Below are 11331 nucleotides of genomic sequence, written 5' to 3'. Positions count from 1 at the left end.
TATGTTTGAAGGAAATGAGATAGCAGTCCAACAGGGCCTGCAGCCGCTTAAGTTTCAGCCGCTAAATTTCAAAGTTGGCGTGTTCGGGATTGGCCTTGAAGCTTACTGGTCGCAATTTGAAGGCTTAAAAGATAGGTTAGAGGGCTACCTTGGCCAAGTGGAAACTCAGCTTCGCAGCTTTCATCCCGAGGTGCTGAATCTGGGCTTAATCGATACGATAGATAAGGCCTTTGATGCTGGGAAGACCTTTAAGACTGCTGGTGTAGACATCATCTTTCTTTATGTATCCACCTATGCATTGTCGGCTACGGTACTTCCGGTAATCCGGAAGGCGAATGTACCGGTCATTGTGCTCAACCTGGCACCCGAGCAGGCTATAGATTACAAGTCTTTCAACGACATGCAAGATCGGGTGAAGCAAACCGGAACATGGCTGGCCTACTGTTCTTCCTGCAGCGTTCCTGAACTGGCAAATGTATTTCAACGGGCCAATCTGAAGTTTCATCAGGTTACAGGGTTACTGAAACCGGAGGACCCCTGCTGGGATGAAGTTGAGGCATGGGTTCAGGCGGCCAGGGTTGCTAATGTGCTTGAGCATAACCGTATGGGCTGTATGGGGCATTATTACAGTGGTATGCTTGATATTTATACGGACTGCACGCGTCAACTTGCGACGTTTGGCGGGCATATGGAGCTGCTCGAAGTAGAGGAGCTTGCGACGTTACGGGATGCGGTAAACTCGGAAGAGATTGAGGCACGGCTTAAGCTGTTTGATGGCTTGTTTGACATACAGGAAGACTGTTTGGCTGAAGATCTGAAAAGGGCTGCGCGCACGTCGGTTGCATTGGACCAGATGGCGACGAAATACAAGCTCGGGTCCATCGCCTACTACTACAAAGGCACTGGTAATGCAGCCAATGAAGAAGCGATCAGTTCCATTATTCTAGGGAATTCCTTACTTACCGCCCGGGGCATTCCTGTTGCAGGTGAATATGAAATCAAGAATGTGCAAGCCATGAAGATCATGGATGCATTTGGTGCAGGAGGATCTTTCTCCGAATTCTATGCCATGGATTACAAAGATGATGTAGTCCTGCTGGGGCATGATGGTCCTGGTCACATCCGGATTGCAGAAGGGAAGATCAAGGTGAGGCCTTTGCGGGTCTACCATGGAAAAGTCGGCTCCGGGCTTTCCATAGAAATGATGGTAAAGAATGGTCCTGTGACTTTACTCTCGATTGTAGAAAAAGATGCGGGGCTCTTGCTCTTAGTTGCAGAAGGGCATTCTGTTGCAGGACCAATATTGGAGATTGGCAATACCAATAGCCGGTACAAGTTTGAGGGTGGCATCAGAAATTTTGTTGAGGCCTGGAACAGCCATGGACCGGCGCACCACTGCGCTATCGGCATCGGGCACTTGGCGCATAAGATCAAAAAATTAGGCGCAATACTGGACATCCCCGTTGTTCAGGTTTGCTAAGTCATTGAATGAATATTAATTTTTAAACGATATAGAAATGAAGGTTTTTTATACAATGTTGTTGCTTATCGGCGCTAGTACGGCAGTTCAGGCACAGAAAGTTAAACCAAGCATACAGGATAAGTTATTCGCTGCAAACCATAGTCAGGTTAAAGGTCATATTGGTGAAAAGCTGGATCAGTCTTATGAGAACAGGATCCTGGTTCAGGATATTGAACATCTGGTGGCACCATTCCGTAGCCGTAATGAATCGCGCATGTGGCAAAGTGAATTTTGGGGTAAATATGTGACCTCAGCGGTGCTTGCTTATAAATACCGTCCTGAGCCGGCTATGATAAACATTCTGAAGCAGGCTGTCGCAGGGCTGATCGCCACGCAAACGCCCGACGGTTATATCGGCAATTATAGTCCTGAGCACCATCTGGAACAATGGGACATTTGGGGTAGGAAGTATTCTATGCTCGGTTTGTTGGATTATCATGAGCTGACGCGCGATCAGGCAAGCCTGGCGGCGGCGGCTAAAGTTGCAGATCATCTGATGAAGGAAATTGCCGATCAGGATGGTCTTATTGTAAACAAAGGGAACTATCGTGGGATGGCTGCATCTTCGGTACTTGAGCCTATGGTGAAGTTGTACCGGTTTACCGGCAATGATAAATATTTAGATTTTGCCAAGGAGATTGTACGTCAGTGGGAAATGCCGGAAGGGCCGAATTTGATCAGCAAGGCGGGTAAAGATGTGAGCAGCCGCTTTCCAAGACCGGCATCCTGGTACAGCCTGGAGCAGGGGCAGAAAGCCTATGAAATGATGTCCTGTTATGAAGGTTTGCTGGAGTTGTATCGGATTACCGGAGCGCCCGAGTACAAAGCGGCCGTGGAACAAACCTGGCAAAATATCAAAGACACCGAGATTAATGTTGCCGGTTCCGGTGCATCGGAAGAGATGTGGTTTGGCGGGCAGAAAAGGCAAACCTTGCCAGTTGCACACTTTCAGGAAACCTGTGTAACAGCCACCTGGATCAAGCTCAATCAGCAGCTGCTACGGTTAACCGGAGACGCGAAATATGCAGATGAAATTGAGAAATCTTACTACAATGCTTTGCTTGGGGCATTGAACCATGATGCTTCCGAGTGGGCGAAGTACACCCCCTTGAATGGACGCAGATTGCCCGGCAGTGGGCAGTGTGGCATGAACCTGAATTGCTGCGACGCCAGTGGACCACGAGGTCAGTTTACCTTGCCACTAACCACGGTAATGGGTACAAGTGATGGTATGGCTGTGAACTTTTACGTAGCGGGAGCCTATTCGTTAACTACACCAAAGGGTAAAAAGGTGGTACTCAAGCAGCAAACCGACTATCCGGTTTCGGGGGAGATAAAGCTCAGTATGGATCTTGCAAAAGCAGAAGACATGACCTTGCAGCTACGTATACCGGCATGGAGTGAAATTAGTGAGGTGTATGTTAATGACGAACCGGTTAGTGGTTTAAAGGCTGGATCATCGCTGAAGATCAAAAGAAACTGGTCTTCAAAGGACGTAGTCCGTGTGAAATTGGACATGCGTGGTCGGGTAGAGTGGCATGATGCTAATGGCCGGTTTGCCACTATATACCGCGGGCCGGTGGTCTTGTCGCGCGATACGCGTTTTGCTGGTCCGGACCTGATCACGGCGAATCGCCCGGTAGTGGATAAAGCAGGTTACTTTGAACTGCGTCCGGAGGCGAATTCAAGTGGCGACAATTTGTGGATGCACTACAAGGGTAGTTTTCTGCCCGAGTCTTACATGGAAGTTGCCGCGGATCCAATTGAGATCGACCTGGTAGATTATGCATCTGCTGGAAACGGCTCGCAAAGCTCCACTTTTGCAGTGTGGTTGCCGCAGTTGTTTAGCAACAGAGATTAAAATTGTTACACAGGATCAGCCCATCCTAGTCCCTTTCAGGACGGCACAGGTTGCTACTTAGAACCAAACGTAGTAGATTGTCTCCTTAATTGAATATGATGAAGTCTAACGTTTTTAAACTGTTCTCCCTGTGTGTTTTGCTCCTGCCCTTTGGCGCTACTGCTGATGATAAAGTTACTGCTCCATATGCATTGATGTGTGAGCATTTAGACCGTCCGATCGGTGTGGATGCGGCAAATCCCAGGTTGTCCTGGAAGCTGAATGACAGCAGAAAGGGTGCGAAACAAACAGCCTATAGGCTATATGTAGGCCGGGATTCTGCAGCAGTGGTTCAAGGTAAGGCAGATGCCTGGGATACCCAAAAGGTAAATGCAGGTCAAAGCCTGTTGCGATATCAGGGAACAGCATTGCAACCCTTTACGAAGTACTACTGGCTGGTCCAGATCTGGGATAAAGATGGAAAACCTGCAAGCAGTACGGTAAGCAGCTTTGAAACCGGCATGATGAACATGGCCAACTGGCAGGGCACCTGGATCAGTGATGGCAACAACATCGATAAGCGCCCGGCGCCTTATTTCAGAAAAGTCTTCAATCCGGAAAATAAGAAGATTAAATCTGCCAGAGCGTACATTGCTGCAGCAGGATTATATGAGCTTTATTTAAATGGTGAAAAGGTGGGAAATCACCGCCTGGACCCTATGTATACCCGGTTTGACCGCCGGAACTTGTACCTGACTTATGATGTAACGGCCCAGGTGAAGGACGGCAAAAATGCAATTGGAGTGTTGCTGGGCAATGGTTGGTACAACATGCAGTCTATAGCAGTTTGGAACTTCGATACGGCACCATGGCGGGCCAGACCGACCTTTTGTATGGACCTCCGTATCACCTATGAGGATGGTACAACTTCAGTGGTGAAAACAGATGGCGACTGGAAGACAAGCTCCGGACCAGTTGTTTTTAACAGCATCTACACCGCAGAGCATTATGACGCCCGCCTGGAGCAGAAAGGCTGGAATACAGCAGATTTTGATGATCAGAAATGGCCTGGGGTAAGTCTTCGTGCTGCGCCTTCAACACAGGTGGTTTCTCAGCTGATGCATCCCATTCGTGATGTGGAAACCATTCCTGCACAAAGCCTGAAGGTTTTTAATGATACCACCTATGTATTTGATCTGGGTAGAAATATTGCAGGTGTTACGCAGATTTCTGTTCAGGGACCTGCAGGTTCCGTGGTCCGCATTAAACATGGGGAACGACTGTTGCCGGATGGTAGGGTAGACCTGTCTAATATTGACGTTTACTACCGTCCGAAGGACAATTCTGATCCCTTCCAAACAGATCTTTTTACGTTGAAAGGTGAAGGTATAGAAACGTTTAAGCCTAAATTCAACTATAAGGGCTTTCAATATGTGGAGGTGACCAGCAGCAAGCCAATTAAGATCGATAAATCTGGTATCACCGGTTATTTCATGCACAGCGATGTACCAGTGGCTGGTAAAGTAAACTCCTCAAGCAGTTTGGTTAACAAACTATGGGCGGCAACCAACAATTCTTACTTGTCCAATTTATATGGCTATCCTACGGATTGTCCCCAGCGGGAGAAGAACGGCTGGACCGGTGATGGTCATTTCGCCATAGAAAGTGGTTTGTACAACTTCGACGGCATTACCGTTTATGAGAAATGGCTCGCCGATCACCGCGATGAACAACAGCCGAATGGTGTGTTGCCGGACATCATTCCGACCGGCGGCTGGGGCTATGGGACCGCGAATGGGACAGACTGGACCAGCACCATCGCAATTATTCCATGGAATGTGTATCTGTTTTACGGAGATTCCAAGCTGCTCGAAGATAGCTATGAGCCCATCAAGAAATATGTAAACTATGTAGAAAGGATCAGCCCGGAAGGTCTGACTACCTTTGGTCGTGGAGACTGGGTTCCAGTGAAGTCAGAATCACCACTAGAATATACTTCTTCGGTTTATTATTATGTTGACGCTGTGATCCTAAGCAAAGCTGCAGCCTTATTCAACAAGCCTGAAGATCAACGTTATTACAGCGCCCTTGCCGAAAAGATCAAAACAGCAATCAACAAGAAATACTTCAATGCACAAACCGCTATATACGGAAGTGGACTGCAAACGGAACTGAGTGTGGCCTTACAATGGAAGATTGTTCCGGAAGGTATGGAGACAAGGGTCGCAGAGAACCTGGCCAAAAGGGTTAAAGCAGATGGGAACCATTTGGATGTTGGCGTTTTGGGCGCGAAGGCGATCCTGAATGCATTAAGTGAAAACGGACAGGCACAGGCGGCTTACCAACTGGCGGTGCAGGATACCTATCCTTCATGGGGCTGGTGGATCGTAAATGGCGCAACTACCCTGTATGAAAATTGGAACATCCAGGCCGAAAGGGATATTTCCTTAAACCACATGATGTTCGGGGAAATCGGTGGCTGGTTCTTTAAGGGGCTTGGCGGAATTATGATCGACGAACAGCAGCCGGGTTTTAAACATGTGCTGCTTAAGCCAAACTTCGTGCAAGGCCTGGATCATTTTGAAGCGGAGCATGAAGGTCCTCATGGAAAGATCCGGTCGTTCTGGAAAAGACAAGGTAAAAAGGTAAGCTATACGGTAACGGTTCCGGCAAACTCAACCGCAACGGTGTATTTTCCACTGCAAAAGGGGCAACAAGTTTACCAAGGTAAATCTGCAGTTGAATCCGTGTTAAAGCTGGAGGCTGAAACGTACCAGTTTGAAGTTAAATAGGTATTTACAGGATGGGACAGGTTGCCCCATCCAACTAAGGTGATTATTTTAGAGATATGGCAGTGAGCAGCTGCCATATCCATTACGCCACATTGCAATTCCTGCTCAAAAGGATACTAACCAAATTAAACTTAATGAATCAAAAAAGGGTTTTTGCCGCTCTTTTTATGGCTGTATTGCTTGGTTTAGCCTGCAAGAGCCATAAAAGCTTTGTTCAACGGGACAATCCCGGTTCTTCATTGGCGGCGGGCTTTGTAAATCCGCCAGACTCCATACAAACCTCCATTTACTGGTACTGGATGTCGGACAACATCTCCAAGGAAGGTGTGATCAAAGATTTGCATGCGATGAAGCAGATTGGCATCAACCGGGCATTCATTGGCAACATTGGTTATCCGTCTACGCCCTATGGTAAAGTAAAGTTATTCTCAGACGAGTGGTGGGAGATTTTGCACACCGCGCTAAAGACAGCAACAGCACTTAACATTGAAATTGGCATTTTCAATAGTCCAGGCTGGAGCCAATCCGGAGGACCCTGGATCAAGCCCGAACAATCTATGCGCTACTTGACGTCTACAGAATCAGCTGTTCGTGGTGGAAAGCGAATAAATGTTCAGTTACCAAGCCCAACAGGAGATTTTCAGGATGTTCGTGTGCTTGCGTTTAAAACGCCAGCGAATTATAGAAGCAATCTTTCTGCATTAAAGCCCAAGATCGGTACGAGTGCAGACATAAAAGATATACAAGCACTTCTAGACGGCGATCTTTCAACGGAAGTATTCCTTCCTGCCTCAGCGGAATTCACTGTAGATCTTAGCAGTGATAAACCCTTCACAGCAAGGAGTCTGGTGATCTATCCGGCCAGGCAAGAAGCGAAAGCGGAACTCCGCCTGCAGGTCAAAACCGGTGGTACATTTCAGACTCTAAAAGAATTTACGATAGACCGGAGCAACAGCAATTTGAACGTCGGTTTCGATCCATTCGGACCAGTGGCAATTTCAATTCCGGCAACAACCTCAAAAAACTTCCGACTGGTGTTTTCAAAGGGCAGTCCGAAGTTTGGTATTGCTGAAGTGGAATTGTCAGCATCGCCTCGGGTAGAAAGTTATACGGAGAAAACCCTGGCCAAGATGTACCAATCACCATTACCTTATTGGCAGGAGTATCAATGGGCTGCACAGCCAATGGTTAATGATTCCAGGCTGATGATCGATCCATCTGGTGTTATAGACGTTTCGGATAAGCTTTCTGCTACTGGTATGTTAAACTGGGATGCGCCGGCAGGGGACTGGACCATTATGCGCATGGGCATGGTGCCTACCAAAGTGCAGAACAGCCCGGCCTCACCAGAGGGTACCGGCCTCGAAGTCGACAAGATGAGCAAAACACATGTAGAAAGTCATTTCAATACCTTTCTGGGTGAAATCATCAGAAGAATTCCCCCGGCGGACCGGAAGACCTGGAAGGTTGCGGTAGAGGATAGTTATGAAACCGGGGGACAGAACTGGACGGACGGGATGCTCGAGAAGTTTGAACAAGCTTTCGGCTATAACCCGCTGCCTTATTTGCCGGTGCTGAAAGGCAAGGTTGTCGGCAGTCCCGAGGTGTCCGACCGTTTTCTATGGGATTTGAGGCGGTTCATAGCGGATCGTGTTGCCTACGATTACGTCGGTGGATTGAAGGCCGTGAGCAACAAACATGGGCTGCGTACCTGGCTGGAGAACTATGGACATTGGGGCTTCCCAGGCGAGTTTTTACAGTATGGCGGACAATCGGATGAAATTGGTGGTGAGTTCTGGAGTGAAGGCGAGCTCGGTAATATTGAAAACCGGGCCGCCTCTTCCGCAGCACACATCTACGGTAAGAACAAGGTGTCGGCGGAGTCCTTCACTGCAGGAGGCAAGGCTTATGCACGCTATCCGGCGTTGATGAAGCAGCGTGGCGATCGCTTTTTTACGGAAGGGATCAATAATACTTTATTGCACGTATTTATTCAGCAGCCTGATGATCAGTTGCTGCCTGGTATAAACGCCGACTTTGGCAACGAGTTCAATCGACACAACACCTGGTACAGCCATACTGACCTGTTTGTCAAATACTTAAAACGTGCAAACCTGATGTTGCAACAAGGCTTGTACACTGCAGATATAGCATATTTCATTGGTGAAGATGCACCAAAGATGACTGGTGTTACTGATCCGGAAATGCCTGCAGGTTATGCCTTTGACTACATCAACGGAGAAGTGCTTCGCGATCGTGTACAAGTAAAAGACGGAAAACTGGTGCTGCCAGATGGCATGTCCTACAGCATATTAGTACTTCCAAAGCTGGAAACCATGCGGCCGGAGTTGCTACGCAAACTTGAAGCCCTGGTGCAGCAGGGTGCTACGATTTTAGGGCCTGCACCGCTGCGCTCGCCTAGTTTACAGCACTATCCTGAGGCAGATGCGGAAGTGCAAAAAATTGCAGCCCGTATGTGGGGAGCCTCTAAGGCTTCGGGGCCACAGGTCCGTACTTATGGAAGCGGCCGGGTAATTACCGGAATGAATATGCAGCAAGCACTGGATCTACTGCGGATCAAGCCGGACTTTCATGCCGGAAAGCAGAATCTCGGAAAACAAGACTCGCTCTTGTATATCCATCGAAGAACCAGTACCAACGATATTTATTTTGTAAGCAATCAAAGTAGTGCCAAGGTTGATGTAGATGCTCGGTTCAGGGTGTCAGGAAGGAAGCCTCAGCTTTGGGATCCTGTTACTGGCAACATCAGACCACTACCGCAATATAATTTTCAAGATTCACTGACCAACCTGCCTTTAACACTGGAAGCACTTGAAAGCCTGTTTGTGGTGTTCGATAACGAGCCCACATCAAACATGCCGGCAGTTGCCGGTACAGAGAACTTTCCAGCAAAGCTAACACTGACCACCATCAATACACCCTGGGAAGTTCAGTTTGATCCTAAAATGCGGGGACCTGAAACGCCCGTCATTTTCGATAAACTGGAAGACTGGACCAACCGGCCTGAAGAGAATATTAAGCATTATTCCGGCACAGCCATATATCGGAATCACTTCAAGCTGGATAAACGCAGCAAAGCTGAGCGAATTTTGCTAGACCTTGGGGACGTGAAGGTAATGGCCAAAGTAAAGGTAAATGGTAAAGCTGTTGGCGGGGTATGGACAGCGCCATGGCAGCTAGACATTACCGATGCTTTGCTCGCTGGCAGGAACACGGTTGAAATCAGTATCGTGAACACCTGGGTGAACCGCTTGATCGGGGACAGTAAACTCCCGGCCGCAGAACGGAAAACCTGGACCAGTGTAAATCCTTACCGTCCCGACAGTAAGCTGGAACCTTCAGGTTTGAAGGGCCCCGTAACGCTGCTCCACATAAAGTACTAAACCTAATCGAAGAACATGAAGCACGGATTTATATTCCTTATCTTATTATGCAGTATGCATGCTTACGGACAACTTCCACCTATTTTTAGTGATGCCTCCTTTAAAACGGAAAGGGATACCCGTGCACGGGTATTTCTTTCGCCTGTGAAAATCTTATGGCAGTCGGACCTGTCAGGTAAGTACGTTCAGGGTGCTGAAAATCTCTTGAAACAGGGGAACAGTCAGGCTGAACTGGTCAATAAAGATATGATTACCTTGAAAAGCGATGCAGATACGAAACCAGGTATCCTGCTGGATTTTGGTAAGGAGCTTCATGGCGGGCTGCAACTGGTGACGGGTATGATGGAGAAGAATGTACCGGTGAAGGCCAGGATACGTTTCGGTGAATCTGCCTCCGAGGCCATGGCCGATATAGATACGCTCTCAGGTGCCACCAACGATCATGCAATCCGTGATTTTACTGTTGAGCTACCCTGGCTGGGCACACTGGACATCGGCAATACCGGCTTCCGCTTTGTGCGCATCGATCTGGTAGATCCGAATACCACACTGCTGCTAAAAGAGGTACGCGCTATTTTCATCTTCCGGGACATCCCATATCTAGGCTCCTTTAAGAGCAGTGATGAACGTTTAAACCAAATCTGGGCTACCGGTGCTTATACCGTGCACCTTAACATGCAGCAATACCTTTGGGATGGCATTAAGCGCGACCGCTTGGTTTGGGTAGGTGACATGCATCCGGAGGTGATGACCATCAACTCCGTTTTCGGGAACAACGAAGTGGTGCCCCGAAGTTTGGATCTGATCAAGGATGTGACCCCACTGCCTGCATGGATGAATGGCATCAGTTCTTATTCCATGTGGTGGATACGGATACAACGTTCCTGGTTCTTGTACCAGGGCGATATGGACTATCTGCAAAAGCAGCAAAGCTACCTCAAAGGCTTGTTAGCCCATTTGATCAGCAAAATCAAGGACAATAAGGAGGACCTGGATGGGATGCGTTTCATGGATTGGCCAACCTTCGAGAACAAGGCGGCGGTGCATGCGGGTTTGCAGGCCATGATGGTGATGACGCTTACTGATGGCGCCGAGTTGAGCCGCATACTCGGTGATGAAGAAACTGCCCGCAGCTGTGACGCTGCAGTGGCGAGTCTGAAACAAACAGTGCCCGATGCCGTAAACAACAAGCAGGCGGCATCACTGATGGCCCTTGCCGGGCTGATGCCGGCAACAAAGGCCAACACCGAAGTGATCTCGGTAGGCGGCACCCAGGGCTTTTCAACTTTCTACGGCTATTACATGCTGCAGGCAAAAGCATTGGCAGGGAACTATGAAGGTGCAATGGAGAACATTAAAACCTATTGGGGCGGTATGCTGGATATGGGCGCCACCAGCTTTTGGGAGGACTTTGATACCAGCTGGATGCGGAATGCAGCCCGAATTGATGAGCTGGTGCCGGAAGGTAAAACCGATATCCACGCAAGTTATGGTGCTTTCAGCTATAAGAAACTGCGACATAGTTTATCCCACGGCTGGGCATCCGGACCAACCGCATGGTTAACAGAACATGTGCTTGGCGTTAAGGTTCTGGAGCCAGGGAGTAAGCTGATCCGGATTGAACCGCATCTTGGTTCGCTCACCTTTGTTGAAGGGACATTCCCAACACCGAAAGGGCTGGTGCGCATCAAACATACACGTTTGGACAACGGAAAGATCGAAACGAAAGTAAAAGCTCCGCGAGGGATTAAGGTAATCAAATAACATTAAGGG

The 11331-nt window shown here is 48.4% G+C and carries 5 protein-coding genes; all 5 read left to right on the top strand.

Translation table 11 applies throughout. From position 1 onward, the window contains the following. Position 1 precedes the first annotated feature (1 nt). The 5 genes from ACTHQF_RS03045 (at position 2) to ACTHQF_RS03025 (ending at position 11322) form a co-directional block, all read left to right on the top strand. Positions 2-1480, top strand: a complete 1479-nt coding sequence (locus ACTHQF_RS03045) for an arabinose isomerase (RefSeq protein WP_440428375.1) — start codon at positions 2-4, stop codon at positions 1478-1480. Positions 1481-1517: 37 nt separating this feature from the next. Continuing rightward, complete coding sequence (locus ACTHQF_RS03040; RefSeq protein WP_440428374.1) at positions 1518-3383, top strand: beta-L-arabinofuranosidase domain-containing protein; 1866 nt, start codon at positions 1518-1520, stop codon at positions 3381-3383. 95 nt (positions 3384-3478) lie between these two features. Further along, on the top strand, positions 3479-6154 hold the full coding sequence (locus ACTHQF_RS03035) for a glycoside hydrolase family 78 protein (RefSeq protein ID WP_440428373.1): 2676 nt from the start codon (positions 3479-3481) through the stop codon (positions 6152-6154). 134 nt (positions 6155-6288) lie between these two features. After that, the gene (locus ACTHQF_RS03030; protein ID WP_440428372.1) at positions 6289-9558 is read left to right on the top strand and encodes a glycosyl hydrolase; all 3270 of its coding nucleotides are present in this window, start codon (positions 6289-6291) and stop codon (positions 9556-9558) included. A gap of 15 nt (positions 9559-9573) precedes the next feature. After that, positions 9574-11322 carry an alpha-L-rhamnosidase-related protein gene (locus ACTHQF_RS03025; protein ID WP_440428371.1) on the top strand — a complete coding sequence of 583 codons (1749 nt, stop codon included), beginning with the start codon at positions 9574-9576 and terminating at the stop codon, positions 11320-11322. The last annotated feature ends 9 nt before the right edge of the window (positions 11323-11331 follow it).

The sequence above is a fragment of the Pedobacter sp. SAFR-022 genome, assembly GCF_051965375.1.
Taxonomy (GTDB): Bacteria; Bacteroidota; Bacteroidia; order Sphingobacteriales; family Sphingobacteriaceae; genus Pedobacter.
The sequence above is the reverse complement of the archived record's forward strand: the minus strand, read 5'-3'. Positions and strand labels throughout refer to the sequence as shown.